Origin of the sequence: Amycolatopsis melonis (assembly GCF_040064235.1) — a bacterium.
Taxonomy (GTDB): Bacteria; Actinomycetota; Actinomycetes; order Mycobacteriales; family Pseudonocardiaceae; genus Amycolatopsis; species Amycolatopsis melonis.
Map to the genome: position 1 here is coordinate 149,367 of NZ_JBDZYD010000013.1, position 26,287 is coordinate 175,653.

The window sequence follows — 26,287 nt, forward strand, 5'->3', positions numbered from 1 at the left end:
TACCCTGGGCGCATGCCGAAAGCACTGGTCGTCTCCGACGAGGTCGACGAGCGGTTGTGGACCGACGCGGTCCGCTCCTGCTCCGTCGACCTCGTCATCGGCGCCGGTGACCTGCCCTACGACTACCTCGCGTTCCTGGCCAGCGCGCTCGACGCGCCGTGCGTGTTCGTGCCCGGGAACCACGACCCTGATCTGAGCGGGTACACCCGCTATGGCGGGCTGTCCATGAAGGACGGTTTCCCGACCGTCTGGCCGGGGCCGGCGGGCGGCATCAACGCCGACGGCCGGATCGTCGACGTCGCCGGCCTGCGGTTCGCCGGGCTCGGCGGCTCGATCCGCTACAACGACGGGCCGAACCAGTGGACGCAGCGCCAGCAGGCGCGGCGGGCCCGCGGGCTGGTCCGGCGCGCGCGGCTGCGGCACTGGCGCGACGGCCGTGACGTCGACATCCTGCTGACGCACTCGCCGCCGCTGGACCTCGGCGACCGGGCGGACCCGCCGCACCGCGGGTTCGCGTGCCTGCACCGCACGATCGCGGCGCTGCGCCCGAAGTGGCTGCTGCACGGCCACATCCACCCCCACGGCGAGCCGGTGCCCGACCGCGTCGTCGGGAACACCCGCGTCCGCAACGTGGTCGGCCACCGGATCATGGAGTTCTGATGAAGGAGACGGGCTTCCCCCGCGCCGACGCGGAGAACGACTTCCTCCGCGCGCGCCGGGGCCAGGTGCTCTCGCGGCTGTCGGCCTGGCTGCGCCGCGAACCCGACGACGTCAACATCATGCTGCCGTTCCACGAGGTGGTGGAGGCACTCGGCTACCTCGGCGAGCACCGGATCGGGCTGCGGGTGATCAAGCTGGACTCGATTGCCGGCACGGTCGACCGCAGCCGCGACTTCGACCGCCGCTTCCGCCCGACGTCCGGCCGCGTCCGCGAACGCTGGGAGCGGCTGGCGCTGGCGGCGCGCCGGGGCGAGGAAATCCCGCCGATCGAGGTGTACCGGGTCGGCGAGCTGCACTTCATCATCGACGGCCACCACCGGGTGTCGGTGGCGATCGCGCAGGGACTGTCCACAATAGAGGCTTCGGTGACGGTCGTGCGGACCAAACTGGACCCGGGCGGGATCCGCCACCGCGGCGACCTGATCGTCAAGGACTACCGGCGGCTGTTCCTGGAACGCGTCCCGCTGACCGGCCACGCGCGGGCGTCGGTGATCGTGACGGACCCGTGGGACTACGCGAAGCTGGGCGAGCACGTGGAAGCGTGGGGCTTCCGGCTCATGCAGGACGAGGGCAAGTTCTGCGACCGCGCGAGCGTGGCGCAGCGCTGGTTCGACGAGGAGTTCGTGCCGGTGGTGGCCATGCTGCGGCAGGCGGACCTGATCGGGGACCGGACCGAAGCCGAGGCGTACATGTGGGTCGCGGCCGAACGCTACCGGCTGATCCGGACCCACCGCTGGGACGACGACGTCATCGAGAAACTGCGGTCGCGGCGGCACTAGGCGCCGGGCAGGTGGTAGACGACCAGCGTCTGCTCGGGCCGCTCGGCGACGTGGAACGCGGTGTGCGGCACGGTGAGCACGCCCAGCCGGGGATGCCGGATGCGCTTGTGCCCGGCCTGGCTGAACTGGATGTCGTACTGCGGCCACCATTCCCGGACCTCGGGGCTGGCCTCGGTCAGTTCGGCGACGAGCCGCGTCACGCGCGGGTGGCCGGGGTGCCGTCCGGCGATCGCGCGCAGCCGGGCCAGGATGGTGCGGGCCTCCCGCTCCCAGTCGAGGAGCACTTCGCGGGCGGCGGGCTCGGTGAACGTCCAGCGCACGACGTTGTGGCCCGGCCCGATGCCGCCGAACAGTTCCGCGGCGGCGGCGTTGTGGGCGAGGACGTCGTAGCAGATGCCGGTGACGTACGCGGGATTGGCGCCCAGCAGCGCGGGAACCTCCGCGACCTCGGGCGCGACCTCCTCGGGAACGTCCTCTTCGGACGGTGACGCCCCGCCGGCGAGGCGGTGCAGATGCTCCTTCTCGGCGCCGGTCAGGCGCAGGGCCCCGGCGAGCGCGTCGAGCACCTGGCCGGAGGGACGCACGTCGCGGCCCTGTTCGAGGTAGGTGAGCCAGGTGGCGCTGATGCCGGCCAGCAGGGCCAGCTCCTCGCGGCGCAGCCCCGGCGTGCGGCGGCGGCCGGTGACCGGCAGGCCCGCGTCGGCCGGAGACAGCCGCTCGCGGCGGCTGCGCAGGAACGTGCCCAGCTCGCCGTGCACCCTGGAACCTCCAGTACCAGAATAAGCCGATTCTGGATACCAGCTTAACTCCGCGCGACGCTGGAGTCATGCGAGCTTGGACTGTTGCTTCCCCCGCCGACGAAGTACGCCTCTCGGAGGTGCCGCCACCCACCCTCCAGGGCGGTGGCGTGCTCGTGGACGTGCTGGCCGCGCACGTTCCCGCGTACACGAAGGCGGTGGTGCGGGGAAACCGCGGCGGCCTGCCGGTTCCCCTGGTGCTGGGGCCGTCCTGCGTCGGGCGCGTGGCCGCCGTCGCGCCCGACGTGTTCCACGTCGTCCCGGGCGACATCGTGCTGGACACGGCGTTGCTCGACGCGGGCGGCGGCGACGAGGTCCTGGTCGGCTGGGTCGGCCTGGGCGGTTCCGGCGCCGGCAGCGAGCGCACGGAGCGCATGCGGGCGGTGTGGCGCAACGGCGTCTTCGCGGAGAAAGCGCTCTGTGCCAAGGAAACCCTGGTCAAGCTGCCCGGCGCGGAGACCTACCCGGACCCGGTCCGCCTGGCGTTCCTGCCGTGGCTCGGCATCGCCGCCGCGGGCCTGCGCGCGGCGGGACCGCTGACCGGCCGCGACGTCGCGGTGATCGGGGCGACGGGCCAGCTGGGCGGCGCGGCGGTGCTGACGGCGCTGGCGGCAGGCGCGGCGACGGTGACGGCGGCGGGCCGCAACCCCGAGGCACTCGACCGGCTGGCCGGGCTCGATCCGCGCGTGCGCGTCCACCGGCTGACCGGCGACCGCGCCACCGACGCGGCGGGCATCGGCCCGGTGGACGTGGCCCTCGACACGCTCGGCGCCACCCCGACGGCGGACGCGACCCTGGCGGCCTACGACAGCCTGCGGGTGCGCGGCACGCTGGTGCTCGTCGGCGGGGTCCGCCAGGACCTCCCGATCCCGTACGGCGACCTGATGCACCGCAGGCTCACCCTGCGCGGCTCCTGGATGAGCGACCCGGAGACGGTCACCACGGTGTGGCACCTGGTCCGTTCGGGAGTGCTGGACCTGACGGCGGCCGAGCCACTGAAGGTCGGCCTCGACGACCCGGCGGCCGCCCTCGACCTGGCGGAACGGACGACCGGCCTCGACTTCGTCGCCTTGGTCCCCTGACCGGTCCCGGGCGGGACGCGAGGGCTAGAAGCCCAGACCCGGCGTCAGGGCCAGCTGGCGCACCTGGTCCAGGGTCAACGGCGGCTCCGGGCGCTGCTTCGGCAACCGGGCACCGGCGCGCTCCAGGACGCCGCTGTTGTTCGACCAGAACTGGACCATCACGTCCGGTGCCGCCAGCGACACGCGGTGGGTCACCACGTCGCCGGACTGCAGCGTCGACAGCCACAGCACGCCGCGGGGCGTCCGCTCCATGCGGCAGACGATCTCGCCCTCCTCTTCGCACGGCGGGCCGCCCGCGTTGCCGCTCGGTACGAGCAGGACGTACACCGATCCCGACCCCCGCGCGTCGGTCACCCGGACTCCCATGTGGAACAACGCGTCCCGCGGCGCGTCCCCGGCGGGGTCGGCGACCAGGCGGAACGGGTCCGTCTCGCCCGGGGGTGTCAGCCGGGTGATCCGCGCGTCCGGGGCGAGCAGCGCACGCACCGCGTTGCCGATGACGCAGCTCAGCCGGTCGGTCAGTGCCGCGCGCGTGTCCGACGCCGTGGGGCACGGCCGGCTCGCCACCGGGTCGCGGTGCGGCAGCACCACCACCGCCAGTCCCAGCGCGAGCACCACCACGGCCGCGGCCACCGCCCCGGTGAGCAGGTGCCGCCGCCGGGACCGGCGGGCCGCCGCGAGGACCGCGTCGCCGGTGAGGCCGAGCGGCGGCTCGGCTTCGGTCACGTACGCCGTCAGCGCGGACCGGACGTCTTCCATCACGACTCCTCCGTGGCCGGCAGGGCGGCCCGCAGCGCCTCGACGCCGCGGGCCGTCTGGGACTTGACCGTTCCTTCCGCGACGCCGAGCAGCGCCGCCACCTCGGTCACCGGGAGGTCTTCGAGGAACCGCAGTATGACCATCGCGCGCTGCCGCGGCGTCAGCCCGGCGAGCGCGCGCTCGACGTCGAGCCGCAACGGCGTGTCCCGGCCGGCAGGCGACGCCGGTTCCGGCACCGAAGACGTCACGTACTCCCGGCCGGACCGCCGCTGCCCGGCGAGGAAGAGGTTGAGCAGGATGCGGCGCGCGTACGCGTCGACGGTGTCCGGCCGGACGCGCCGCCAGCGCCGGTACAGCTGGACGAACATGGTCTGGACCAGATCCTCGGCCGCGTGCCAGTCACCGCACAACGCGAACGCGACCCGGCGGAACCGCTGGACCCGCGCGGCGAAGTACTCGCTGAAATCGAGGTCTCTCGACGCCACCGGCCCTCCTTCCCCCGCTCTCAGTGTCACTAGTGCGCGGAGGGCCGGAAAGGTTCAAGCGAGTTGTCCCCCGCGCGAGCTACACGCAGGTGTCCACCGCGAGGTGACGATTGCCGTCCGCCGGATCCCTAGCGTTCGTCGCAGCCGCGGCACACCGGCTCGCGGGATCGGAAGCGAAGGAGTTCTTCATGAGGCTCGTCTGGCAGCTGCTGGCCGTCGCGGCGGTCGCGTTCCTCGGCGGCCAGGCCGTCGGCGCGGTGGGAAATCCCTGGCTGACCTTGGTGCTGGGCACGGTGACCGCCGTGCTCGCGGTGCTCGTCTACCGGTGGGTGGTGCGGCGGACCGAGCACCGGCCGGTCACGGAACTGGGCGGGCCGGGCGCCGGGCTCGCGCTCGGCCGGGGCGCGCTGCTCGGGGTCGCACTGTTCGGGCTGGTCATCCTGAACATCGCCTTCGTCGGCGGCTACGAGGTCCGCGGCTGGGGTTCGATTCCCGGTGCGGCGGGTCTGCTCGGCTTCATGGCCGCCGCCGCGGTGACCGAGGAACTGCTGTTCCGCGGCGTCCTGTTCCGGATCGTCGAGGAACGCACGGGCACGGGCATCGCCCTGGTGCTGACCGGGGTGCTGTTCGGGCTGGCGCATCTGTTCAACCCGCACGCGAGCCTGTGGGGCGCTCTCGCCGTCGGGATCGAGGCCGGTGGCCTGCTGACCGCCGCGTACGTCGCCACGCGACGGCTGTGGCTGCCGATCGGCCTGCACTTCGGCTGGAACTTCGCCGCGGGCGGCGTGTTCGGCACGGAGGTGTCGGGCAACGGCACGCCGCAGGGCCTGCTGGACGCCGTGACGTCGGGCCCGGCCGCGCTCACCGGCGGCGACTTCGGTCCCGAGGGAAGCCTGTACTCCGTGGTGTTCTGTGTCCTGGGGACGGCCGCGTTCCTGTGGCTGGCGCGCCGGCGCGGCACCCTGGTGCCCCGCCGCAAGCGGGCCGCGCGGGTCGACAGCGTCACTACACTTTCCCGGTGATCGAACGGGCACTGGCGCGGTGGCGCCGGTTCGACGTCGCGGTCCGGGACCTCCCGCTCGCGCTGCTGTTCCTGGCCACCGCGTTCCTGCCGGTCCTGCAGAGCCACGGGACGCAGCTCGGCGGGCTGCCCACGCGTCCCTTCGACGCACTGGCGTTCGTGGCCGTCGGTCTCGAATGCCTTCCGCTGGCGGTGCGGCGGCGGTGGCCCGCGGTCTGCCTCACGCTGGTGTCGCTCGGCTTCGCCGTCGACCAGCTCCGCGGCTACCACTCGGTTTCCGGCGCCGCGCTGGCCGTCGCGCTGATGAGCGCCGGAGCCCACCTGGCGCACCACCGGCGGGTCGTCGCGCTGCTGTTCTCCGTGGCGTATGGGGTGCTGGCGGCCGTCCTCTTCCGGCTCGGGACGGAACCGGTGCCGGAGTTCGTGACGTTCTTCCTGCTGCTGGTGTTCGCGTGGGGCATCGGGGCGTGGCTGCGCGCGACGCGCAGCGCGGAGGCCGAACGCCGCCGCCGCGTCGCCGAAGAAACCGTTGCGGCGGAACGCACCCGCATCGCCCGCGAACTCCACGACGTCGTCACCCACCACGTGACGGCCATGGTCGTGCAGGCCGAAGCGGCCCGGTACCTCACCGCCGCGCCGACCCGCCTCGACGAGACGCTGACCGCGATCACCGGCACCGGCCGCCGGGCCATCGCCGACCTGCGGCACCTGCTCGACCTGCTCAACCCGGACCACGGCCCCGAGGTGACGCCGCCGCCGGGCGGGCTGCGCACGCTGGTGGAGCAGGCACGCGAGGCCGGGCAGCCGGTGGAGTTCGCCGAGGAGGGCACCCCGGCGGAGTCGGCGGGCAGCGCCGACCTGGTGGCCTACCGGGTGGTGCAGGAGGCGCTGACGAACGCCCTCAAGCACGCCCACGGCAGCCGCACGACGGTCCGGATCCGCCACGGGGCACGGGAAATCGAGGTGCTGGTCGGCACGGACGGCACCGGCTCGCCGAGCGCGGTCCCCGAAGGCAGCGGCCGCGGCCTCGACGGCCTCCGCGACCGCGTCCGAGTCCTGGGCGGCGAGTTCACCGCCGGACGGCAGGGCGGAACGGGATTCGTCGTCCGCGCAAGGATTCCGGCATGACCGCGCCCATCCGCGTCCTCGTCTGCGACGACCAGATGCTCGTCCGCACCGGCCTGGTCACCATCATCGACGCGCAACCGGACTTCGAGGTGGCCGGTGAGTGCGGGGACGGGCGGACCGCCGTGGATCTCGCGCGGCGGCTGCGTCCCGATGTCGCCGTCATGGACGTGCGCATGCCGGTGCTCGACGGCATCGAGGCCACCCGGCTGCTGGCCGGGCCCGGTGTGCCCGACCCGGTCAAGGTGCTCGTGCTGACCACGTTCAACCTCGACGAGTACGTCTACGAGGCGCTGCGCGCGGGAGCGAGCGGGTTCCTGCTCAAGGACGCGCCGCCGGACCGGCTGCTGCACGGCATCCGGACCGTCGCCGCGGGCGCCGCGCTGCTGGATCCCGAGGTGACGCTCCGGCTGGTCGGCCGCCACGCCGCCCGGATCCGGCCCGCCGCTCCCCCGGCCGAGCAGCGGCTGACCGCCCGCGAGCTGGAGGTCCTCCGCCTGCTCGCCGAGGGCCTGTCCAACAGCGAGATCGCCGCGACCCTGGTGCTCAGCCCGGAAACCGTCAAGACGTTCGTCTCGCGCATCCTCACCAAGCTGGACCTGCGCGACCGCGTCCAGGCCGTCGTCTACGCCTACCGGCACGGCCTGGTGACGTGAGCGGGCCCCCGGCAGGAGGCCCGCTCACGCACTACATGTGCACCGCGCCCGGCGCCGCTTCGCCCTTCGGGACGCCCGGGCGCAGCAGCAGGCCGCTGAGCACCGCGCCCGCCACGAAGATCACGCCCGCCCAGGTGAACGCCGTCGTGTAGCTCTCGATCGAGGCCTCGGCCGCCAGCTGCGGGGTCGGGACCTTGCCCGCCAGGTACGCCGTGGCCGCGTTGCCCGCCAGCGTCGACAGCAGCGCCGTGCCGATCGAACCGCCGACCTGCTGCATCGTGTTGACCGCCGCCGAGGCCACGCCCGCGTCGTGCGCCTCGACGCCGAACGTCGCGACGCTCATCGCCGGGGCCATCGCCAGGCCGATCCCGAAGCCCATCACCAGGAGCGGGCCCAGCACACCCGAGGTGTAGGTGCTGTCGAGGCCGATTCCGCTCAGCCAGAACAGCCCGGCCGCCGCGATCGCCATGCCCGTCGGCACCAGCGGCCGCGGTCCGAAGCGCGGCAGCAGGACGCTGGTCGCCGTCGTCGCCGACAACATCAGCGTCGCCACCATCGGCAGGAAGCCGACGCCGCTTTCGATCGGCGTGAAGTGCAGGTTCTGCTGCACGTAGAACGTCAGGAACAGGAAGATCGCGAACATCCCGATGGCGAGCAGGAACATCGCCAGGTACGAGCCGCCGCGGTTGCGGTCGAGCAGCACGCGCAGCGGCAGCAGCGGGTGCTCGACGCGCTGCTGCAGCCACGTGAACACGCCCAGCAGCACGACGCCGGCGGCCAGGAAGCCCCAGACCGACACCGCCGACCACGAGTCCGACTCGGCGTTCGCGAAGCCGTAGACCAGCGCGAACAGCCCGGCCGACGCCGTCACCGTGCCCGGCAGGTCGAGCTTCGGCCGCGGGCCTTCGGCCTCCTGGCGGCGCAGCAGGATCGCCCCGCCCACGAACGCGACCACGGCGAAGACGATGTTGACGAACATGCACCAGCGCCAGTCGAGGTACTCGGTCAGCACCCCGCCGAGCAGCAGGCCGATCGCGGCGCCGCCACCGCCGATGGCACCGAAGACGCCGAACGCGCGGCCGCGTTCCTTCGGGTCGGTGAACGTCGTGGTCAGCAGCGAAAGCGCGGCGGGCGCAAGCAGCGCGCCGAACACGCCCTGTGCCGCACGGGCGACCAGCAGCATCTCGATGTTGGCGGCCGCGCCGCCGAGCGCGGACACCGCGGCGAAGCCGGCGAGCCCGACGAGGAAGGCGTTCTTGCGGCCGAAGAGGTCGGCCAACCGCCCGCCGAGCAGCAGCAGGCTGCCGAACGCGAGCGCGTACGCGGTGACGACCCACTGCCGGGCGTCGTTGGAAAAGCCCAGGTCGACCTGGGCCGAGGGCAGCGCGATGTTCACGACGGTCGCGTCCAGCACGACCATCAGCTGCGCGATGCCGATCATCACGAGGATCAGCCAGCGTCTGGCGTGGTGGGGATTCTCGACGGCGCGCATGTCCCCCGGCGGCGCGACGGCGAGTGTGGACTCGGTCATGGAGCGTCCTCACAGAAAGTGATCGAAGCACTATGTGGAGTAGGTATCTCCCCTTACTTCGCCCAAGGTACACAAGAAGCGGAGATAGTGCCTCTACTTGAGGAGCTAGACTGGGCGTCATGGCACGGGACGCTGGTCCCGCCGCACCGGCGCGGCCGCTGCGGCGTGACGCTGAACTCAACCGCCGTCGCATCCTCGCGTCGGCCCGCGAGGTGTTCGGCCGGCGCGGGCTCGAGGCCACGCTGGACGACATCGCCCACCACGCCGGCCTCGGCGTCGGCACGGTCTACCGCCGGTTCCCCAGCAAGGAACACCTGGTCGAGGCGATGTTCGCCGAGCGGATGGAGGAAATCGGCAAACTCGCCGAGGAGGCACTGAAGGCCGATGACGCCTGGCAGGCGTTCGTCGACTTCACCTGGCAGGCGGCCGAGCTGCACTCCGCCGACCGCGGCCTGCGCGAGATCATGCTGTCCAACCGCTTCGGCCACGAGCACGTCGCCGAGGAGAAGGCCCGCATGGTGCCGTTGATCACACGCCTGGTCGAGCGCGCCAAGGCCGCGGGCGGCCTGCGCGGCGACTTCGCCCCCACGGACATCCCGCTACTGCACATGATGGTCGGCTCGGTGGTCGAGTTCACGGAGGCGGTGGACCCCCAGCTGTGGCGCCGCTGCCTGGCCATGCTCCTCGACGGCCTGCGCGCCGAGCCGGGCAAGGCGACCGAGCTGCCCCATCCGCCACTCGAAGCGGAGGAAGTCGACGAAGCGATGTCCTGCTGGCGGCCCTGACTTCTCAGGCGACGCAGTTCTCCAGGGCCAGGGCGGCGTTCCGGCGTAGCTCCCGGTCTTCGAGGATGCCCTTCCAGCCGATCACCGACGACAGCCGTTCGTCCCTGGCCAGCAGCTCACGCAGCACCGGTGCCGCGCCGGCGGGCAACGGCCCGAGTTCCGCCAGCGCCCGCGCGGCTTCGGCGGCCGCCGGACCGGGCTGGTCCGGCCCGGCTCCGGCGAGCACGCGCAGCAGCACCGGGACGGCCTCCGCGGTGTCCCCGGTAAGCCGCGCCAGTGCCCGGGCGACCGCCACCTCCGCCGAAGGCCCGGGGCATTCGAACGCCCGCAAAGCCGGAGCGTGGTGCGCCGCGGCCGGGCCGAGGACCGCGAGCAGGCCGGCCACCGTCCCGTCGCCGCGGACGAGGCCTTCGGCCAGGAGAGCATCGGCGGACGACGGATCGCCGCCGAGGACGGCGAAGGCGGTCGCGGCGGCACAGCGGGCTGCCCACGGCAGCCGGGTGCGGTGAACGGCCTCGGCGAGCGCGGACAGCACCGGCTCGCCGGCCACGCCGATCGCCGCCAGGCAGCCGGCGCAGCTCTGCACGACGAACGGCTCCTCCGAGCCGAGGTGCCCGGCGAGGAGCGGGACCGCCGGGGCAGCCACCGGCCCCCAGGCGGCCAGCAGCCGGGCCAGCTGGGACACGGTCCGGGGACGCACCGGGTGCCGCAGAAGGTCGCAGGCCCACGGCACGACCTCGTCGGCGAACTCCGGGGCGTGGCCGAACAGGTCACGCAGGCTCAGGTCCCCGGGTCCGGCTCCGGTCAGCCGGGCCAGCTGCGGGCCGACGGCACGGCGATCCCGCAGCCGCAGCAGAGCCCACATCGCCAGGTCGCGGTCCTGACCGGCAGCGTCGTCCAGCAGGGCCGCCAGGCGATCGGCGTACCCGGCCGACTCCGGGGCCAGGCACCCGAGCACCGCGGCGGCCGGGCCGCACTCGGGTGTCTCCAGCAAGCGGCCGAACACCGGAAGCAAGGCTTCGGTCGTCGACGGCCGCTCGGCGACGAGCGTGACGGCGACCTCGCGCGCCGCGGCCTGCCGCAGTGGCCGGGCCGCCACCTCCAGCAGGATTTCGGCCTGCACCGGCGGCGCCAGGCCTTCCACCGCCCATTCCAGGACGTGGTGGGGCAGGTGCCACCCGCGCATCCCGTCGTAAGCGGACAGGTCTTCACAGAACGCGTCGGCGAACCGCGTCACCGGGATCTCGCCGGTGATCCGGGCGAGTGAAGCCAGGACCGCGACGGCGAGCGCGGTGTCCGCGGCACGCTCGGCCAGCCACGGCACGACGCTTTCGCCGCCCAGTTCGGCGACGGCCACCACAAGCCCGGCGCGGACGGCCTCGGACCGTTCCGTGGCGAAGTGACCGAGCAGCGTGCGGAGCACGGCGCCCCCGGGATCCGGACCGGCACCCAGCGCCAGGGCGGCGGCCTGCCGGACCGCGTCGTCCGGATCGCCGAGCAGGGCGGTCAGGCGCGGGACCGCGGCCGCCCACGCCGGCGGCCAGGACCGATCGGCCGCCTCGCGGGCGGCGTGGGCCACGCGGTCGACGACGTCCAGCACGCTGGATCGTCCGGTGGCCGTCCGGTCCTCGGCGTGCCGCAGCAGTTCGGGCGCGGCGTCGGAGGCCGCGGGGTTCCACTCGCCCGGCGGCGGCACGAGTGCGCCGGCCAGGATCTCGTAGCCTTCGTCCGGATCCCCGCCGGCCAGCTCACGCAACGCGAAGCGCCAGTCCCCCCACCGCATCCGCGCAGCGTAGCGGTCTACTCGGACGGGATGACCGCCCACATGATCAGGTATGCCACGAACTGCGGCCCCGGCAGCAGGCAGGACAGCACGGCCAGCAGCCGGACCGTGCCGGGCTTGAGGCCGTAGCGCTGGGCAAGGCCCGCGCACACTCCGCCGATCATGCGGCCGTGGCGGGGGCGGAACAGGGACCTGCGGGTGACCGGTGCGCTCATCGTCGGTTGCCTTTCCTCGAAGTTCCGATATCTCCACTTCACCACCGGAGTACCCGCTTCCGCATCGCTCGCGGGATGGATCGCTCCCTTAGGGGACGGCAAAACCGAAAATGCTTCGGGAACCGCGGGACCTGCGCCGTTCCGTGCGGCAGCACGGAAAAACTGAGAGATGTCCCCGTCAGGGCTGGTTTTCCGGCGCGATGTGGTGATACTTGCACCCCGTGTACCCGCGTCCGAAACGCTTGGCCGTCGCGATGCTCTGTGCCCTGCTCTCCGCCGGGTGTGCCGCAGCACCGCCCGCGGCCGGGCCGCCGGGGGACGGGCCCACGCCGCTGACCTCCTCCGCCGCGCTCGGCGACTTCGGGACCGTCGACTACTGCAGCCTGCTGAACGTGCCCGAGGTGGCGCCCGGCGCCGTCGCCGTGGCGACGTTCGAAGACTGCCGGGCCGCCGCCGGGCCGCGGACGATCCTCGTCGGGCCGCTGGCCTTCGACTCCGACCCGAACATCAAGCCCTACGCCTATCCCGGGCCGGTGCCCGACGGCGTGGCCGTCCAGCAGTCGATGTTCAACGACCACAGCGCCTGCACCCGCGCGATCACCTTCGCCGACGGCAACCGGCTGGACCTCTCGGTCACCGACACCGGGGACGACCAGGCCGCCCGCTGCGGCGTCGCGGACGCCGCCGTCGGCTCGGCGCTCACCGCGATCACCACCGGCAAGGTCCGCAGGCTCACCTTCCCGGATCGCTCCTGGGGCCTGGTCGCGCCCTGCGTGCTGCTCGAGGACCACGGCCTCGACGCCGCCGCCGGCCCCGGCAGCCGCCCGGCGACCGGGCTGTCCGGGCACAGCTGCATCCGCGGCAAGATCAGTCTCAAGCTGACCGTCGAAACCGCCGAACCGACCGGCCCGGCCGAACCGCTCGGCGGCCGCGAGGCACGGGTCCGCACGGCGGGCGCCTTCTGCCTGGTCGACACCACCCAGCAGACGCCGGGCCGCCGCGAACTGGCCGAAATCAGCGTCGTCGAGACGGCGGGCACGGCGAACGACGCCACGTGCGCCGTCGCCCGCGGCGCCGCGAGCGTGCTCTTCCCCCGGCTCCCGGCCCCCGGAAAGCCGTGAAGGCCACCCTGGGAACTTCCCAAGGTGGCCTTCACGAACCGCGAGTCAGTCCTCGTAGGTGAGGTTCCGGCCGTTCGACGGGTCGAACAGCTTGATCTTGTCCGCGTCGTACCAGACCTCGAGGCCGGCGTTCTCCTTCGCCGACGACTCCGCCGACAGGCGCGCGACGATCTGGGACTCCGCGCCCGGCACGTCCGCGGACCCGCTGTCCGCGGCCAGCTCGGCCAGCTCCTCGGTGGTGGCGGTCTCGCCCTCCACCGTGAAGTGGGCGAACTTCTCCGAGCCCATCGACTCCAGCACGTCGATGTGCGCGGTGAACGTGCCGCCGCCGCTCTTGTCGGCGACCAATGCCGCGTCCTCGAAGTGCTCCGGGCGGATGCCGACGATCACGTCGCGGGGCGCGTTCGCCTTCTCCACCAGCTGCCGGACGCGGCCGGTCAGCGGGGTCGTGCCCAGTGCACTGCGCAGCTCGTTGTTCTCCAGCGTCGCCGGGACGAAGTTCATCGACGGCGAGCCGATGAACCCGGCCACGAACAGGTTCGCCGGGTTGTCGTAGAGGAACTGCGGCGAGCCGATCTGCTGGACGTACCCGGCCCGCAGCACCACGACCCGGTCGCCCAGCGTCATGGCCTCGGTCTGGTCGTGCGTCACGTACAGCGTCGTCGTGCCGAGCTGCTTCTGGATCTTCGACACCGACGTCCGCATCTGGCCGCGCAGCTTGGCGTCCAGGTTGGACAGTGGCTCGTCCATGAGGAACGCCTTGGGGCTGCGGACGATCGCCCGGCCCATCGCGACGCGCTGCCGCTGGCCACCGGAGAGGTTGGCGGGCTTGCGGTCCAGGTGCGCGGTCAGGTCGAGGATCTTCGCGGCCTCCTCGACCTTCGCCCGCACGGTCTTGTCGTCCACTTTGGCCAGCCGCAGCGGGAAGGCCATGTTCTCCCGGACGCTCATGTGCGGGTACAGCGCGTAGGACTGGAACACCATCGCGATGTCGCGGTCCTTCGGCGCCTTCTCGTTGACCCGCACGCCGTCGATGCGCAGCTCGCCGGAGGAGATGTCCTCCAGGCCCGCCACCATGTTCAGCGTCGTCGACTTCCCGCAGCCGGACGGGCCGACCAGGATGATGAACTCGCCGTCGGCGACGGTGAGGTCCACTTCGGACACGGCGAGGGCGCCGTCGGGGTACTTCTTCGACACCTTGTCGAGCACGATTTCTGCCATTGCGCTACCCCTTCACCGCACCGGAGGTCAGCCCCGCCACGATGCGACGCTGGAAGAACAACACGAACACAATGATCGGGATGGTGATCACGACCGCGGCCGCGCTCACCTGCCCGGTCGGGTCCTCGAACTGCGAGGACCCGGTGAAGAACGACAGCGCCGCAGGCACCGTGCGCGACGCCGTGGTCGACGTCAGCGAGATGGCGAACAGGAAGTCGTTCCAGCAGAAGATGAACACCAGGATCGCGGTGGTGAACACCCCCGGCGCGGCCAGCGGCGCGATCACCTTCCGGAACGCCTGTGCCGGCGTCGCGCCGTCCATCTTCGCCGCCTTTTCCAGCTCCCACGGGATTTCCCGGAAGAACGCCGACAGCGTGTAGATCGACAGCGGCAGCGCGAACGTGATGTAGGGCAGGATCAACCCCGGCCACGTGTCGAACAGCGCCAGGTTGCGCTCGATGTTGAACAGCGGCGTCACCAGCGACACCTGCGGGAACATCGCGATCAGCAGCGAGAGCCCGACCAGCAGCTGCTTGCCGGGGAAGTCCAGCCGCGCGATCGCGTACGCCGCCATCGTGCCCAGCACCACCGCGATCACGGTCGAGATGATCGCGATGCCGATCGAGTTGACCAGCGCCCGCAGGAACTCCGAGGTCTGGAAGATGTCCGCGTAGTTCTGCCAGGTCCACGACCGCGGGATGAAGTTCCCGTCGGTCAGCGTGTCCTTGGTCTTGAACGACAGCGACACCACCCACAGCACCGGCACCAGCGCGAACACCAGCACGAGGATGTCGACCAGGCCCCAGCGCACCTTGCGGCCCGTCGTGACGGTTCCCATCGCCATCAGCGCTTACCCCCGTTGTCCGAGCCCGGTGCGGCCGTGCCGAACACCTTGATGAAGATGAACGCGATGATCGCCACGGTGAGGAAGATCAGCACCGCCATCGTCGACCCGATCCCGAGGTTCAGCCCCTTGACCAGGTTGTTGTAGGTCTGCATGGACACCGAGCCGGTGTCCTGCGCGCCGCCGGTGAGGACGTAGATGTTGTCGAAGATCCGGAACGCGTCCAGCGTGCGGAACAGCAGCGCCACCAGGATCGCCGGCTTCATCACCGGCAGCATCACCTTCGTGAACCGCTGCCACGCGCTCGCGCCGTCCATCGCCGCGGCCTTGAGCAGGTCGTCCGGCACCAGCGCCAGGCCCGCCATCAGCAGCAGCGCCATGAACGGCGTGGTCTTCCACACCTCGGCGCCGATGATGATGAACAGCGACGGCCACTGCTGGGTCAGCGGTGCCGAGCCCTCGGCGAGGAAGTTCGCCAGGTAGCCGGTCTTCGGCGTCCACGCGTAGTACCAGGAGAACGCCGCGACGACGGTGACGATGCCGTACGGGATCAGCGCCACCGTGCGGACCAGGCCGCGCCCGACCAGCGTCCGGTGCATCACCAGCGCCAGCGCCATGCCGAGGACGAACTCGATCGCCACCGACACCACGGTGAGGAACATCGTGGTGCCGAAGGCGGTCCACCAGTACGAATTGGACAGTACGGCCGCGTAGTTGTCGAAGCCGACGAACTCCTGCTGTGCCGGGAACCGCAGGTCGTACCGCTGCAGGGACAGCCAGATCGAGTAGAGGATCGGGTAGCCGGTGACCGCCAGCATCACGAGGAACGCGGGCGCGCACAGCCAGAGCCCGAGCCGTCTCTCGGCCTTCTTCCCTTCGGAGAGCGCGGGTTTGCCCTTCCGTGCCGGTGCCGTCTCGGCGACGGTGGCCCCGGCCGGTGTCGAGTCCTGGACGGTCACGGGATCACTCCCTTCGACTGGAGCGCGTTGCCGAGCTGCTCGCGCAGCTGGGCCGCGGTGGCCTGCGGATCGATGGCGGACGGCGGCGACAGGACCTTCGACATCACCGTCGACATGTTCTGGTAGGCCGGGGTCAGCGGCCGCACGGCGGCGTCCTTGATGGCGTCGATGATCGAGTCGCGCATCGGGTACTTGATCGCCATGTTCGGGTTGTCCGCGCTCGCCGGCTTCGCCGGGTCGAGCGGGGTGTCGTTGTGGTACACCGATTCGATGGTCGGCGGCACGCCGTCGTTGATCGCGGAGAACTTCTGGTTCTCCGCGTTGCGCAGGCACAGCGCCGCTTCGAACGCCTCGGCCTTGTGCTTCGACAGCGAGCTGACGCCGAGGTCGTACCCGCCGATCGTGGTCTTCGCCGGCGTGCCGGGCTTCGCCTCGGGATAGACGGCCCACTTGAAGTGCGACACGTCCTGCGGCTTTTCCTTGGCGTAGGAGGCGTAGACGAACGGCCAGTTCAGCTCGAACGCGGCGTCACCGCGCTGGAACGTCTGCCGGACGTCGTCCTCCTTCGAGTTGGTCAGCGACGGGTCGGTGATTCCCGAGGAGGTGATCTCCTTCAGCAGCGCGAGCGCCTGCACCGCGCCGTCGTCCATCACCACGGACTTGCCGTCCTCGGACAGGATGTGCCCGCCCATCGACTCCACCAGCGTGTTGTAGAAGACGACGAGGCCTTCGTACTGCGCGCCGGTGAACACGATGCTGGAGGGCTTGCCCTGCGCCTTCAGCTCCTTGGACTTGGCGATCATCTCCTGCCACGTCTTCGGCGGCGTCGGCGTGATCCGGTCGTCGTACCAGAGCAGCTGGACGTTCGTGTTCTTCGGGGCCGCGTAGAGCTTCCCGTTGTAGGTCGCCGTTTCCAGCGGCCCCTGCAGGACGCCCTCCGACGCCGTGGCCTTGTTCTCCCCGGTCCATTCGTCGATCCACCCGGCTTCGGCGAACTCCGGCACCCAGGTCACGTCGAGCCCGAGGACGTCCATCGCGGTGTCGCCCGCGGCGAGCCGCCTGGCCATCTGCAGCCGCTGGTCGTCGGAGCCGCGCTGCAGCTTGTTGTAGACGATTTCGTAGCGGCCGCCCGCGGCCTTGGTGCAGTTGTCGACGACTTTCTGGAACGTGTCCTCCGGCGCGTAGTAGACGTTGATCTTCAGGCCGCCACCGGACCCGCAGCCGGCCAGCAGGCCGGTCACCAATGCCCCTGCCCCCAGCAGGACGGCGGTACGGCCGGGCGAACGTCCCCGTTTGCCCGCACCGATCCTCTTCCCCATCAGGCCTCCTCACCCGCGTGCACGCCGGTTACCGCGGTACCCGGTGGGCACCACGACGCGATGAGGCGAACCGCGCCAGCACCCCGACGTGCTAGTGCTCGGGCCGCCGCGCTGGTTGGGCGAGGCCGCCCGACTGGTGTCGGACAACCTATGCCGGGCGATCACACCCCGCAAGCAGTATCGGTAACGATTCAGCCCCGTGCATCCCGTACGGTGAATTCTCCCCGATAATGCCGGTCTTTTTCAGGGGTTCGCGGGCGGCTTCAGCGCCAGCTTCGCGAGCAGCTCGCGGCCGCGCTCGGCCGAGCGCGGCTGGCACAGGACGTCGTAGCGGCCGGCGACCAGCTGGCTCGCCGAGGAGAAGTCCCGCCGCCCGCGCGACATGCTGTACCCGATCGCGGCGAACATCAGCCCGGACAGCACGCCGAGCACGAGCCCGGTCAGCAGCTGCAGCGCGAAGCCCTGGTTGACGAACAACCCGAGCAGCAGCCCGGCGAAGAGGCCGAACCAGGCGCCGGACACGGCGCCGGTGCCGAGCACCCGGCCCCAGGACAGCTTCCCGATGACGCGTTCGACGAGCATCAGGTCGACCCCGACGATCGTGACGTCGGAGACGGAGAACTCGCTGTCCGCGAGGAAGTCGACCGCCTGCTGCGCCTCGCCGTAGGTCGCGTACGACCCGATCGGCCAGCCGGTCGGCGGGGTCGGCAGCCGCGGCAGCCCACCGGGCGCCCGGCCCCCGCCAAAGGGACTACTCACCATCATCACCTGCGCACTCGTGGGTCTGGGCGTCCATCTTGTCAAGAACGCCCGTACCGTGCGAGCCGCTTACCCCGAAAGGCCGGGCGCGATTTGTCGCCGTATCGACAATCGCGGGCGCGGGTCAGGATCGCGACTTGTATTCCCGCAGCAGGCCGCGGCTGATGATCGTCTTCTGGATCTCGCTGGTGCCCTCGCCGATGAGCAGGAACGGCGCCTCGCGCATCAGGCGCTCGATCTCGTACTCCTTCGAGTAGCCGTAGCCGCCGTGGATGCGGAACGCGTCCTGCGTGACCTCCGCGCAGTACTCCGACGCGATCAGCTTCGCCATGCCCGCCTCGACGTCGTTGCGCGCGCCCGAGTCCTTGAGGCGGGCCGCGTTCACCATCATCAGGTGCGCGGCCTCGACCTTGGTCGCCATCTCCGCCAGCTTGAACGCGATCGCCTGGTGCTCGGCGATCGGCTTGCCGAACGTCTTCCGCTGCTGGGCGTACTCCACGGCCAGCTCGAACGCGCGGATCGCGATGCCGCACGCCCGCGCCGCGACGTTCACGCGGCCGACCTCGACACCGTCCATCATGTACGCGAAGCCCTTGCCCGGCGCCTCGCCGAGCACCATGTCCGCGCCGATCCTGAAGCCGTCGAAGACCGCCTCGGTCGTGTCGACGCCCTTGTAGCCCATCTTGTCGATCTTGCCGGGGATGGTCAGCCCGGGCGCCACCTCGCCGAAGCCCTCCGGCTTCTCGACGAGGAACGTCGTCAGGTTCTGGTGGGCCTTCTCGGCGCCTTCGTCGGTGCGCACGAGCAGCGCGATCAGGTTGGACGAGCCGCCGTTGGTCAGCCACATCTTCGAGCCGTCGATGACGTAGCCGTCGCCCTCGCGCCTGGCCTTCGTCTTGATCGCCGCGACGTCCGAGCCGAGGTCCGGTTCCGACATCGAGAACGAGCCGCGGACCTCGCCGGTGGCCATCCGCGGCAGGAAGTGCCGCTTCTGCGCTTCGGTGCCGTGGCGGGAGATCATGTGCGCCACGATGAAGTGGGTGTTGATGACGCCGGAGACGCTCATCCAGCCGCGCGCGATCTCCTCGACGACCAGCGCGTAGGTCAGCAGCGACTCGCCGAGCCCGCCGTACTCCTCCGGGATGGTGATCCCGAACAGGCCCATCTCCTTCATGCCCTCGACGATGTCGGCGGGGTAGGTGTCGGCGTGCTCGAGCTCCTGCGCGTGCGGGATGACCTCCTTGTCCACGAACTGGCGGACGGTCGCGAGGATCTCCGACTGCACGTCGGTCAGGCCGGCGGTCTGGGCGAGACGGGCCATCACGGCTCCCTTTCCGGAGTACGACGCCGCTCCCGGCGCTGGGTTACCGGTGAGTATGACCGGAATCCCGCCACCCTGCTATGAGGGCGCTCACGCCGGCCGGGATCGGCGCCGTAAAGTGCTGGGCGAAGGGGAGGAACCATGACTTATCCGCAGGACCCGAACAATCCCTACGGCCAGCAGCCCGGCTACGGCCAGCAGTATCCCTCCGGCGGCTACCCGCAGTTCCCGCCGCAGCCGCCGTACCCCGGCATGGCGGGCCCCGGCCTCGCGATCGGCGGGCTGGTCTGCTCGATCCTCGGCACGTTCCTGTGCCTGTTCGTGGGCATCGCCGGGATCATCATGGGCCACATCGCCCTGGGCAAGGCCAAGCGCGGCGAGGCCGAGGGCCAGGGCATCGCACTGGCGGCGGTCATCATCGGCTACGTCGGGATCGCGCTCAACATCGCTTTCGTCGCCCTCGGAATCGCGCTCGGTGTGATCGGGTCCTGGCGCTGATGTCGGCTTCCTGCACGCACCGAGGGGACCTGCCATGACCGACCCGTCCGGGGAGAAGGACCGTCCGGCCGCCGGGTACGAGCCCCCGCCGACCGCGGACCCGGCACCGTACGCACCGGAGAACTACGACCCGCCGGCGGCGGACCCCACCCTCCCGGACACGGCCGCTCAGGCCGACACGGCGTTCTCCGGCACCGGCTCGGCGGACACGGTCTCGGCCGAACAGCCCGGTAGCGCGGCCGCCGATGCCGCCGCCGAGCAGCCCGGCTCCTCCGGCAGCCCGTTCCCCGGCACCGGCTCGGCCGACCAGCCCGGCAGCCCGTTCTCCGACACCGCGTACTCCGGCACCACCACCGACCAGCCCGGCTTCCTCCCACCCGGCTCGTTCGAAACCCCCGCGGCCCACATCCCCGGCACCCCGTACGTCGCCCCGGGTCAGCCGCAGGCGGTGCCTCCCTACCCGCCGCAGTACCCACCCGCGTACGGCCAGTCCTACGTCACCCCGCCGTCCTATCCCGCCGCCGCATCCCGGCAGGACAACGCGCTGGCCATCGGGGCGCTCGTCTGCTCGATCCTCGGCTTCTGCTCCGGCGTCACCGCGATCGCCGGGCTGGTCATGGGTCACATCGCGCTGAGCCGGACCAACCGTGGCGAAGGCGGCGGCCGCGGGCTCGCCACGGCCGCCGTGATCGTCGGCTATGTCGTCATCGCGCTGTGGGTCGGCTTCTTCACCACCCTGATCATCCTCGGCGCGACCGGTCACCTGGCCTAGTCCGGCAGCACCGCGTCGCCCGGGGTGCGCGGGGAAGGGGCCGCGTGGCCGTTGCCCTCCGGTTTCGGCGTCTGCGCGTCGAGGAACCGCAGCAGCTCCACCGGGAACGGCAGCACCAGCGTCGAGTTCTTCTCCGACGACACCTGCACGACCGTCTCCAGCAGCCGCAGCTGCAGGGCCGACGGCGTGTCGGCCATCGTCGCCGCGGCCTGTGCGAGCTTGTGCGACGCCTGCAGCTCGCCGTCGGCGGAGATGACGCGCGCGCGGCGTTCCCGCTCCGCCTCGGCCTGGCGCGACATCGAGCGCTTCATCGCCTCCGGCAGCGCGACGTCCTTGATCTCGACGCGGTCGATGTGGATGCCCCAGTCCAGTGCCGGGCTGTCGATCATCAGCTCCAGGCCCTCGTTGAGGCGTTCGCGGTTGGAGAGCAGGTCGTCGAGGTCGCTCTTGCCGATGATCGAGCGCAGCGACGTCTGCGCGACCTGCCCGACCGCCGACCGGTAGTCCTGCACGTTGACCGCCGCGACGACCGGGTCGATGACCTTGAAGTAGACGACCGCGTCGACGCGGACGGTGACGTTGTCGCGCGTGATGCCGTCCTGTGCGGGGATCGGCATGGTCACGATCTGCATGTTGACCTTCTGGAGCCGGTCCACGAACGGCACGAGCATCGCCAGGCCGGGCTCCCGCACCTTCGCCCGCACCCGGCCGAACCGGTAGATCAGCCCGCGTTCGTACTGCTTCACGACGCGCACGCTCGACGCGAGCCAGGCTCCGCCCGCGACGACGACGGCGCTGAGGATCTCCACCACCATGGCTGCTCCCCGTGGTTACGGTTTCCCCGGAAATCCCAGCGTACGCCCGTGCCGACCACGACGAAATGCACTGGACGAGCCCGGCAGACTGGGGTGGTGGACGATCTTCGCGTGCCCCCGCTGTTCGCCGCCAGGGCGCCCCAGGTGCTCGGGCCCGAGGCCGTGCCGTGGCTGGCCGCCCTCCCGGACCTCGCCGCCGCCTACGCCCGGAAGTGGGGCCTGACGTTCGAGGGCGAGGCGATGCACGGCTACGTCGGCGTCGTGCAGCCCGCGCGCCTGGCCGACGGCACGCCCGTGGTGCTGAAACTGGGCTGGCGGGACGAGGAATCCGCGGACGAGCCGCTCGCACTGTCCACATGGGCCGGCCGGGGTGCGGTGCTGCTGCTGGAGTCCGCGCCCGAGGACGGCGTCCTGCTGCTGGAACGGCTCGACGCGAGCCGGACGCTCGACGACCTCCCGCTGCGCGAGGCGATCCCGGTCATCGGCGGACTGGCGCGGCGCCTCGCCGTCCCCGCGCCGCCGTCGCTGACCCGGCGCCTGCGCACCGAAGCCGGGTCCCTCGCCGAAGAACTCCCCCGCCGCTGGGCCGAGCTGGGCGAGCCGTTCGACCGGCGGCTGGTCGGCGACGCCGTCGCGATCTGCCGCGAGCTGGGTCCCTCGGCGGACGAGGTGCTGGTGAACGAGGACCTGCACTTCGAGAACGTCCTGGCGGGCACGCGCGAGCCGTGGCTGGTCATCGACCCGAAGCCGATCGCGGGCGACCTCGAATGGGGCGTCATCCCGCTGTTCTGGAACCGCTTCACCGAGTCCACACTGGACGATCGGATGGCGCTGATCGTCGCGTCGCAGGAGCTGGACGCCGAGAAGGCCCGAGCCTGGACGCTCGTGCGCGCGGTGCAGAACTGGATCTGGATGATCGAGGAGTTCCAGGAGAACGGCGAGCAGAGCGACGACCCGGCCTTCGTCACAGTGGCGGAAATCGCTCCCTGGGCGGCCAGCCGATAGTGTCAGCGGCATGGCCGCGGTCAACAGGGTTTTCGCAGCTCAGCTGTCCGGGTTGCCGGTTTTCGGCCCGGACGGCGAGTCCATCGGCCGCGTCCGCGACCTGGTCGCCGGGCTGCGCCTGGACGCGCAGCCGCCGCGAATCCTCGGGCTGGTCGTCGAGCTGTCGACCCGGCGGCGCGTCTTCGTGCCGATGCTGCGCGTGACGTCGATCGAGCCGACCGCCGTCACCCTTGCCACCGGCTCGGTCAACATGCGGCAGTTCAACCAGCGCCCCAACGAGGTACTGGTGCTCGGCCAGCTGCTCGACGCGCACGCGACGCTGGCCTCCTCCGGGGCCCGGATCACCGTCGTCGACGCCGGGATGGAGCCGACCCGCACCCGTGACTGGGTGCTGGCCAAGCTCGCCATCCGCGAACGGCGGCTGGGGCTGGGGCGCCGCCGTTCGGCGATGCAGGTGCTGCCGTGGTCGGAGGTGGCCGGGCTCGGCCTCACCGACCTCACCGGCCAGCCGCAGGGCGCGGGCCAGCTGCTCATGCTGTTCGACACCATGCGGCCCGCCGACATCGCCGCGACCGTCCGCGACCTGCCGCTCAAGCGGCGGCACGAGGTCGCCGACGCGATGGACGACGAGCGCCTCGCCGACGTCATCGAGGAGCTGCCGGACGACGACCAGAAGGAGCTGCTGGCCTACCTGGCCGAGGAGCGCGCCGCCGACGTCCTCGAGGCGATGAACCCCGACGACGCGGCCGACCTGCTGGCCGAGCTGGCCCCGGCCGACCAGAGCAGGCTGCTGGAGCTGATGGAGCCGGAGGAGTCGGCGCCGGTCCGGCGGCTGCTGGAGTACTCCTCGGACACCGCGGGCGGCCTGATGACGCCGGAGCCGGTGGTGCTGACCCCGGACACGACGATCGCCGAGGCGCTGGCGCACATCCGCAACGCGGAGCTGCCGCCGGCGCTGGCGAGCATGGTGTTCGTCTGCCGCCCGCCGACGGCGACGCCGACCGGGCGCTACGTCGGCGTGGTGCACTTCCAGCGGCTGCTGCGGGAGCCGCCCGCCGAGCTGGTGGCGGGCGCGGTGGACACCGGGCTGCCGCCGCTCAAGCCGGGCGCGTCGCTGGCCGAGGTCACGCGGTACTTCGCGGCCTACAACCTGACCTGCGGGCCGGTCGTCGACACCGAGGACCACCTGATCGGCGCGGTGACCGTCGACGACGTCCTCGACCACCTGCTGCCGGAGGACTGGCGCGAGACCGGCCTGCACGACACCTTGGAGGAAGACCGTGCCTGAGCTGACTTCGGGACGGCGGCTCGACCAGCCCCGCGGCCAGAACCGGTTCAGGCTGAACATCGACCCGGACTCGTTCGGCCGGTTCACCGAGCGCGTCGCCCGGTTCCTCGGCACCGGGAAGTACCTGTTCTGGCAGACGCTGATCGTGGTCGTCTGGATCGTGCTGAACCTCACGGCGCTGTCGCTGCAGTGGGACCCGTACCCGTTCATCCTGCTCAACCTGGCGTTTTCGACGCAGGCGGCGTATGCGGCGCCGCTGATCCTGCTGGCCCAGAACCGCCAGGACGACCGCGACCGCGTCTCGCTGGAGGAGGACCGCAACCGGGCGGCCCAGACGAAGGCGGACACCGAGTACCTGGCCCGTGAGCTGGCGGCGCTGCGGCTGGCGATCGGCGAGGTGGCCACGCGCGACTACCTGCGCAGCGAGCTGGACCGGCTGCGGGAGGACCTGGACGTTCAGCCCAGGAAGTCCCGCACCCCTACCGGTACGTAACATGGGTGGGGTGACCAGCACCCAGCAGCTCCCCAGCGTCGAGGACGTCCGCAGCGCGCTGAAGAGCGTGCACGATCCCGAGATCCGGAAACCCATCACGGACCTGGGGATGGTCAAGGACGTTTCGGTTGCGCCCGACGGTGTGGTGACCGTCGGGATCTACCTGACGGTGGCGGGCTGCCCGCTGAAGGCGACGTTGACGTCGGACACCCAGGCGGCGGTCTCGAAGCTGCCGGGCGTGACGGACGTGCGGGTCGAGCTGGACGTGATGAGCGACGAGCAGCGCACCGAGCTGCGCAAGTCCCTGCGCGGCGACGCGGCGGAGCCGGTGATCCCGTTCGCGCAGCCGGGCTCGATGACGCGGGTGTACTGCGTGGCATCGGGCAAGGGCGGCGTGGGCAAGTCGTCGGTGACGGTGAACCTGGCGGCGGCGATGGCCGCGCGCGGGCTGTCGGTGGGCGTGGTGGACGCGGACATCTACGGCCACTCGATCCCGCGGATGCTGGGCGCCCGCGAGAAGCCGACCAAGGTCGACACGATGATCATGCCGCCCCAGTCCCACGGCGTGAAGGTGATCTCGATCGGCATGTTCACCCCGGGCAACACCCCGGTGGTGTGGCGAGGCCCGATGCTGCACCGGGCCCTGCAGCAGTTCCTGGCCGACGTGTTCTGGGGCGACCTGGACATCCTGCTGCTGGACCTCCCCCCGGGCACGGGCGACATCGCGATTTCGGTGGCCCAGCTGATCCCCAACGCAGAGATCCTGGTGGTGACCACCCCCCAGCAGGCGGCAGCCGAGGTGGCCGAGCGCGCGGGCGCGATCGCCCTGCAGACGCGCCAGCGGGTGGCCGGGGTGATCGAGAACATGTCGTGGCTGGAGCAGCCGGACGGCTCCCGCCTGGAGCTGTTCGGTTCCGGTGGCGGCCAGGCGGTGGCGGCATCGCTGTCGAAGTCGATCGGGTCGGAGGTGCCGCTGCTGGGCCAGGTGCCGATGGACCCGCGGATGGTCTCCCAGGGCGACGCGGGAGAGCCGTTGGTCCTGGCGGCCCCGGAGGCACCGGCTTCGGTGGTGCTGCAGGAGGCGGCGAAGAAACTGACCGTGCGGGCGCGCGGGCTGGCCGGGATGATGCTGAACGTAACCCCTGCGGGACGCTGAACCCCGGCCGCTCCCCTGGCAAAGTCGCTGTGCCGCGGGGTGACCGGACGTCATGAAAGAGTCGTTCATGACGTCTGACGACAGGAAAGAGTCGTTCATGTCGTGAGGGGTGGACGCTCGCCGGATCAGTTCGGGCGGCTGGCTCACGCCGAGCTGAAGGGCACCTTGCTGACGTCAGATGCAAGGAAGGGGCCCTTCAGTGCATCGGCACTTTGCCGGGATCCAGTCACCCGAGGGCCGTTGCGCTCCGCGTCCCGCGCCACCCACTCGATCAGCGCCGTCGCCACTCCGCGGCGGCGGACCTGGGGGTCCACGAACAGGTCCGCCAGGTACCGGACGCTCGCCTGGAACAGGTCCCCACCATGCGGGCCGCGATTCCGTGGAGGCGGTCGTCGTCGAGCAGGCGCCGCCAGGTGCGTTCGCAGGCGTCCTTGCCGCGGGCCAGTTCTTCCCAACGTTCCCGGTCGGATTCGGTCAGGAAGCCGATCGACAGCACCTTATGTGGCGTCCGGGTCGATCGGCGGGCGCTCGCCCGGCTTGAGCGGCTCCGGTGCCGGCTGGCTCACCGTGTACCCGTTGGAGCCGTTCGCCGGGGTGCTGCTGCCGTTCGTGATGCCCTTCAGGCCGAGCGGGTCCGCGTCGCCGTCGAACAGGTGCTGGGTCACCACGCGCTTCGGGTCGAAATTGCGCAGCCCGCGGAGGTCCTCCAGCGGCTTGCGCAGCTGGTCGAACTCCGGGCCCATCTCCTCGCGGAGCTGCTCGCGCGCGCCCGTCGCGAACTCGCGGACCTTGCGGACGCTCTTCGCGAGCCAGGACGCCGCCTCCGGCAGCCGTTCCGGGCCGAGGATGAAGAGACCGGCGATGATGAGGACGAGGATTTCGCCCCATCCGACGCTGTCGAACACCAGTCAACCTCCGAAGCTGAACCTACCCGCCCAGGGTACTCGCCACCCGCCGCGCTCCGGCAGGCCGAACGCG

Annotated in this window: 29 protein-coding genes; 14 read left to right on the forward strand and 15 right to left on the reverse strand. The window is 71.4% G+C overall.

Features of this window, described 5'->3' with window-relative positions:
- Positions 1-12: 12 nt before the first annotated feature.
- Both ABJI51_RS32035 and ABJI51_RS32040 read left to right on the forward strand, forming a co-directional pair.
- Positions 13-660 (forward strand): metallophosphoesterase family protein, encoded by a 648-nt coding sequence (locus ABJI51_RS32035; protein WP_348954789.1) that lies wholly within the window; start codon positions 13-15, stop codon positions 658-660.
- Positions 660-1,499: a chromosome partitioning protein ParB gene (locus ABJI51_RS32040; protein ID WP_348954790.1), complete on the forward strand. Its 840-nt coding sequence runs from the start codon at positions 660-662 to the stop codon at positions 1,497-1,499. Before ABJI51_RS32035 ends, ABJI51_RS32040 begins: the two co-directional genes overlap by 1 nt.
- Here the strand turns inward: ABJI51_RS32040 and ABJI51_RS32045 are convergent.
- Positions 1,496-2,257: a helix-turn-helix transcriptional regulator gene (locus ABJI51_RS32045; RefSeq protein ID WP_348954791.1), complete on the reverse strand. Its 762-nt coding sequence runs from the start codon at positions 2,255-2,257 to the stop codon at positions 1,496-1,498. The genes ABJI51_RS32040 and ABJI51_RS32045 overlap by 4 nt on opposite strands.
- Positions 2,258-2,325: 68 nt before the next feature.
- Between ABJI51_RS32045 and ABJI51_RS32050 the strand changes: the two genes are divergently transcribed.
- Entirely contained in the window at positions 2,326-3,378 is a 1,053-nt protein-coding gene (locus ABJI51_RS32050) for a zinc-binding dehydrogenase (protein WP_348954792.1), read from the forward strand.
- A 24-nt stretch (positions 3,379-3,402) separates the two neighbouring features.
- On the opposite strand, the gene ABJI51_RS32055 is transcribed toward ABJI51_RS32050, so the two are convergent.
- On the reverse strand, positions 3,403-4,137 hold the full coding sequence (locus tag ABJI51_RS32055; protein WP_348954793.1) for a hypothetical protein: 735 nt from the start codon (positions 4,135-4,137) through the stop codon (positions 3,403-3,405).
- Complete coding sequence (locus ABJI51_RS32060; protein WP_348954794.1) at positions 4,137-4,622, reverse strand: SigE family RNA polymerase sigma factor; 486 nt, start codon at positions 4,620-4,622, stop codon at positions 4,137-4,139. The genes ABJI51_RS32055 and ABJI51_RS32060 overlap by 1 nt, the downstream gene beginning before the upstream one ends.
- A 188-nt stretch (positions 4,623-4,810) precedes the next feature.
- Between ABJI51_RS32060 and ABJI51_RS32065 the strand changes: the two genes are divergently transcribed.
- Genes ABJI51_RS32065 through ABJI51_RS32075 form a run of 3 tightly spaced genes read left to right on the forward strand, consistent with a single transcriptional unit; the run spans position 4,811 to position 7,424 of the window.
- Complete coding sequence (locus ABJI51_RS32065; protein WP_348954795.1) at positions 4,811-5,644, forward strand: CPBP family intramembrane glutamic endopeptidase; 834 nt, start codon at positions 4,811-4,813, stop codon at positions 5,642-5,644.
- Positions 5,641-6,771, forward strand: a complete 1,131-nt coding sequence (locus ABJI51_RS32070) for a sensor histidine kinase (protein ID WP_348954796.1) — start codon at positions 5,641-5,643, stop codon at positions 6,769-6,771. The genes ABJI51_RS32065 and ABJI51_RS32070 overlap by 4 nt, the downstream gene beginning before the upstream one ends.
- Complete coding sequence (locus ABJI51_RS32075) at positions 6,768-7,424, forward strand: response regulator (RefSeq protein ID WP_348954797.1); 657 nt, start codon at positions 6,768-6,770, stop codon at positions 7,422-7,424. The genes ABJI51_RS32070 and ABJI51_RS32075 overlap by 4 nt, the downstream gene beginning before the upstream one ends.
- A 31-nt stretch (positions 7,425-7,455) precedes the next feature.
- Here ABJI51_RS32075 and ABJI51_RS32080 read toward each other — a convergent pair whose 3' ends face one another.
- Positions 7,456-8,955 carry an MFS transporter gene (locus ABJI51_RS32080; RefSeq protein ID WP_348954798.1) on the reverse strand — a complete coding sequence of 500 codons (1,500 nt, stop codon included), beginning with the start codon at positions 8,953-8,955 and terminating at the stop codon, positions 7,456-7,458.
- A 119-nt stretch (positions 8,956-9,074) separates the two neighbouring features.
- On the opposite strand from ABJI51_RS32080, the gene ABJI51_RS32085 reads away from it, so the two are divergent.
- Entirely contained in the window at positions 9,075-9,740 is a 666-nt protein-coding gene (locus tag ABJI51_RS32085) for a TetR/AcrR family transcriptional regulator (protein ID WP_348954799.1), read from the forward strand.
- Positions 9,741-9,744: 4 nt separating this feature from the next.
- Here the strand turns inward: ABJI51_RS32085 and ABJI51_RS32090 are convergent, their stop codons facing one another.
- Both ABJI51_RS32090 and ABJI51_RS32095 read right to left on the reverse strand, forming a co-directional pair.
- A complete protein-coding gene (locus tag ABJI51_RS32090) occupies positions 9,745-11,523 on the reverse strand; it encodes a HEAT repeat domain-containing protein (RefSeq protein WP_348954800.1) in 1,779 nt (592 codons plus the stop codon).
- 17 nt (positions 11,524-11,540) lie between these two features.
- On the reverse strand, positions 11,541-11,738 hold the full coding sequence (locus ABJI51_RS32095; RefSeq protein ID WP_348954801.1) for a PspC domain-containing protein: 198 nt from the start codon (positions 11,736-11,738) through the stop codon (positions 11,541-11,543).
- Positions 11,739-11,959: 221 nt separating this feature from the next.
- On the opposite strand from ABJI51_RS32095, the gene ABJI51_RS32100 reads away from it, so the two are divergent.
- A complete protein-coding gene (locus ABJI51_RS32100) occupies positions 11,960-12,859 on the forward strand; it encodes a hypothetical protein (RefSeq protein WP_431605681.1) in 900 nt (299 codons plus the stop codon).
- A gap of 45 nt (positions 12,860-12,904) precedes the next feature.
- Here the strand turns inward: ABJI51_RS32100 and ABJI51_RS32105 are convergent, their stop codons facing one another.
- The 6 genes from ABJI51_RS32105 to ABJI51_RS32130 all read right to left on the reverse strand — a co-directional run bounded on the left by ABJI51_RS32105 (position 12,905) and on the right by ABJI51_RS32130 (position 19,282).
- Positions 12,905-14,080 (reverse strand): ABC transporter ATP-binding protein, encoded by a 1,176-nt coding sequence (locus ABJI51_RS32105; protein WP_348954802.1) that lies wholly within the window; start codon positions 14,078-14,080, stop codon positions 12,905-12,907.
- Between the two features lie 4 nt (positions 14,081-14,084).
- On the reverse strand, positions 14,085-14,924 hold the full coding sequence (locus tag ABJI51_RS32110; protein WP_348954803.1) for a carbohydrate ABC transporter permease: 840 nt from the start codon (positions 14,922-14,924) through the stop codon (positions 14,085-14,087).
- Positions 14,924-15,883, reverse strand: coding sequence for a carbohydrate ABC transporter permease (locus ABJI51_RS32115; RefSeq protein WP_348954804.1), 960 nt, complete (start codon positions 15,881-15,883; stop codon positions 14,924-14,926). The genes ABJI51_RS32110 and ABJI51_RS32115 overlap by 1 nt, the downstream gene beginning before the upstream one ends.
- Complete coding sequence (locus ABJI51_RS32120) at positions 15,880-17,202, reverse strand: ABC transporter substrate-binding protein (RefSeq protein ID WP_348954805.1); 1,323 nt, start codon at positions 17,200-17,202, stop codon at positions 15,880-15,882. The genes ABJI51_RS32115 and ABJI51_RS32120 overlap by 4 nt, the downstream gene beginning before the upstream one ends.
- Before the next feature lie 243 nt (positions 17,203-17,445).
- Positions 17,446-17,967: a YflT domain-containing protein gene (locus ABJI51_RS32125; RefSeq protein ID WP_348955012.1), complete on the reverse strand. Its 522-nt coding sequence runs from the start codon at positions 17,965-17,967 to the stop codon at positions 17,446-17,448.
- Positions 17,968-18,085: 118 nt separating this feature from the next.
- A complete protein-coding gene (locus ABJI51_RS32130; protein WP_348954806.1) occupies positions 18,086-19,282 on the reverse strand; it encodes an acyl-CoA dehydrogenase family protein in 1,197 nt (398 codons plus the stop codon).
- A 141-nt stretch (positions 19,283-19,423) separates the two neighbouring features.
- Here ABJI51_RS32130 and ABJI51_RS32135 point away from each other — a divergent pair, with 141 nt between their 5' ends.
- Both ABJI51_RS32135 and ABJI51_RS32140 read left to right on the forward strand, forming a co-directional pair.
- Positions 19,424-19,780, forward strand: a complete 357-nt coding sequence (locus tag ABJI51_RS32135; RefSeq protein WP_348954807.1) for a DUF4190 domain-containing protein — start codon at positions 19,424-19,426, stop codon at positions 19,778-19,780.
- 34 nt (positions 19,781-19,814) lie between these two features.
- Entirely contained in the window at positions 19,815-20,552 is a 738-nt protein-coding gene (locus tag ABJI51_RS32140) for a DUF4190 domain-containing protein (RefSeq protein ID WP_348954808.1), read from the forward strand.
- Here ABJI51_RS32140 and ABJI51_RS32145 read toward each other — a convergent pair.
- Complete coding sequence (locus ABJI51_RS32145) at positions 20,549-21,367, reverse strand: slipin family protein (RefSeq protein ID WP_348954809.1); 819 nt, start codon at positions 21,365-21,367, stop codon at positions 20,549-20,551. The two genes, ABJI51_RS32140 and ABJI51_RS32145, sit on opposite strands and share 4 nt — an antisense overlap.
- Positions 21,368-21,460: 93 nt before the next feature.
- Here ABJI51_RS32145 and ABJI51_RS32150 point away from each other — a divergent pair, with 93 nt between their 5' ends.
- From ABJI51_RS32150 to ABJI51_RS32165, 4 genes are read left to right on the forward strand one after another with little or no spacing between them, the layout of a single operon-like run.
- The gene (locus tag ABJI51_RS32150) at positions 21,461-22,372 is read left to right on the forward strand and encodes an aminoglycoside phosphotransferase family protein (RefSeq protein ID WP_348954810.1); all 912 of its coding nucleotides are present in this window, start codon (positions 21,461-21,463) and stop codon (positions 22,370-22,372) included.
- Positions 22,373-22,382: 10 nt separating this feature from the next.
- Positions 22,383-23,660 (forward strand): magnesium transporter MgtE N-terminal domain-containing protein, encoded by a 1,278-nt coding sequence (locus tag ABJI51_RS32155; protein WP_348954811.1) that lies wholly within the window; start codon positions 22,383-22,385, stop codon positions 23,658-23,660.
- The gene (locus ABJI51_RS32160) at positions 23,653-24,153 is read left to right on the forward strand and encodes a DUF1003 domain-containing protein (RefSeq protein WP_348954812.1); all 501 of its coding nucleotides are present in this window, start codon (positions 23,653-23,655) and stop codon (positions 24,151-24,153) included. Before ABJI51_RS32155 ends, ABJI51_RS32160 begins: the two co-directional genes overlap by 8 nt.
- 10 nt (positions 24,154-24,163) lie before the next feature.
- The gene (locus tag ABJI51_RS32165; protein ID WP_348954813.1) at positions 24,164-25,309 is read left to right on the forward strand and encodes an Mrp/NBP35 family ATP-binding protein; all 1,146 of its coding nucleotides are present in this window, start codon (positions 24,164-24,166) and stop codon (positions 25,307-25,309) included.
- A gap of 143 nt (positions 25,310-25,452) precedes the next feature.
- Here the strand turns inward: ABJI51_RS32165 and ABJI51_RS32170 are convergent, their stop codons facing one another.
- Both ABJI51_RS32170 and tatB read right to left on the reverse strand, forming a co-directional pair.
- The gene (locus ABJI51_RS32170) at positions 25,453-25,623 is read right to left on the reverse strand and encodes a GNAT family N-acetyltransferase (protein WP_348954814.1); all 171 of its coding nucleotides are present in this window, start codon (positions 25,621-25,623) and stop codon (positions 25,453-25,455) included.
- A 183-nt stretch (positions 25,624-25,806) separates the two neighbouring features.
- A complete protein-coding gene (gene tatB, locus ABJI51_RS32175; protein WP_348954815.1) occupies positions 25,807-26,214 on the reverse strand; it encodes a Sec-independent protein translocase protein TatB in 408 nt (135 codons plus the stop codon).
- Positions 26,215-26,287 lie beyond the last annotated feature (73 nt).

What these genes read in the sequence shown, in the direction of transcription:
- ABJI51_RS32140 (WP_348954808.1), top strand. Translation starts at nt 19,815, where the DNA reads ATGACCGACCCGTCCGGGGAGAAGGACCGTCCGGCCGCCGGGTACGAG.
- ABJI51_RS32155 (WP_348954811.1), top strand. Translation starts at nt 22,383, where the DNA reads ATGGCCGCGGTCAACAGGGTTTTCGCAGCTCAGCTGTCCGGGTTGCCG.
- ABJI51_RS32085 (WP_348954799.1), top strand. Translation starts at nt 9,075, where the DNA reads ATGGCACGGGACGCTGGTCCCGCCGCACCGGCGCGGCCGCTGCGGCGT.
- ABJI51_RS32130 (WP_348954806.1), bottom strand. Translation starts at nt 19,282, where the DNA reads ATGGCCCGTCTCGCCCAGACCGCCGGCCTGACCGACGTGCAGTCGGAG.
- ABJI51_RS32035 (WP_348954789.1), top strand. Translation starts at nt 13, where the DNA reads ATGCCGAAAGCACTGGTCGTCTCCGACGAGGTCGACGAGCGGTTGTGG.
- ABJI51_RS32120 (WP_348954805.1), bottom strand. Translation starts at nt 17,202, where the DNA reads ATGGGGAAGAGGATCGGTGCGGGCAAACGGGGACGTTCGCCCGGCCGT.
- ABJI51_RS32090 (WP_348954800.1), bottom strand. Translation starts at nt 11,523, where the DNA reads ATGCGGTGGGGGGACTGGCGCTTCGCGTTGCGTGAGCTGGCCGGCGGG.
- ABJI51_RS32075 (WP_348954797.1), top strand. Translation starts at nt 6,768, where the DNA reads ATGACCGCGCCCATCCGCGTCCTCGTCTGCGACGACCAGATGCTCGTC.
- ABJI51_RS32065 (WP_348954795.1), top strand. Translation starts at nt 4,811, where the DNA reads ATGAGGCTCGTCTGGCAGCTGCTGGCCGTCGCGGCGGTCGCGTTCCTC.
- ABJI51_RS32125 (WP_348955012.1), bottom strand. Translation starts at nt 17,967, where the DNA reads ATGATGGTGAGTAGTCCCTTTGGCGGGGGCCGGGCGCCCGGTGGGCTG.
- ABJI51_RS32095 (WP_348954801.1), bottom strand. Translation starts at nt 11,738, where the DNA reads ATGAGCGCACCGGTCACCCGCAGGTCCCTGTTCCGCCCCCGCCACGGC.
- ABJI51_RS32135 (WP_348954807.1), top strand. Translation starts at nt 19,424, where the DNA reads ATGACTTATCCGCAGGACCCGAACAATCCCTACGGCCAGCAGCCCGGC.
- ABJI51_RS32055 (WP_348954793.1), bottom strand. Translation starts at nt 4,137, where the DNA reads ATGGAAGACGTCCGGTCCGCGCTGACGGCGTACGTGACCGAAGCCGAG.
- ABJI51_RS32080 (WP_348954798.1), bottom strand. Translation starts at nt 8,955, where the DNA reads ATGACCGAGTCCACACTCGCCGTCGCGCCGCCGGGGGACATGCGCGCC.
- ABJI51_RS32145 (WP_348954809.1), bottom strand. Translation starts at nt 21,367, where the DNA reads ATGGTGGTGGAGATCCTCAGCGCCGTCGTCGTCGCGGGCGGAGCCTGG.
- ABJI51_RS32050 (WP_348954792.1), top strand. Translation starts at nt 2,326, where the DNA reads ATGCGAGCTTGGACTGTTGCTTCCCCCGCCGACGAAGTACGCCTCTCG.
- ABJI51_RS32110 (WP_348954803.1), bottom strand. Translation starts at nt 14,924, where the DNA reads ATGGCGATGGGAACCGTCACGACGGGCCGCAAGGTGCGCTGGGGCCTG.
- ABJI51_RS32105 (WP_348954802.1), bottom strand. Translation starts at nt 14,080, where the DNA reads ATGGCAGAAATCGTGCTCGACAAGGTGTCGAAGAAGTACCCCGACGGC.
- ABJI51_RS32040 (WP_348954790.1), top strand. Translation starts at nt 660, where the DNA reads ATGAAGGAGACGGGCTTCCCCCGCGCCGACGCGGAGAACGACTTCCTC.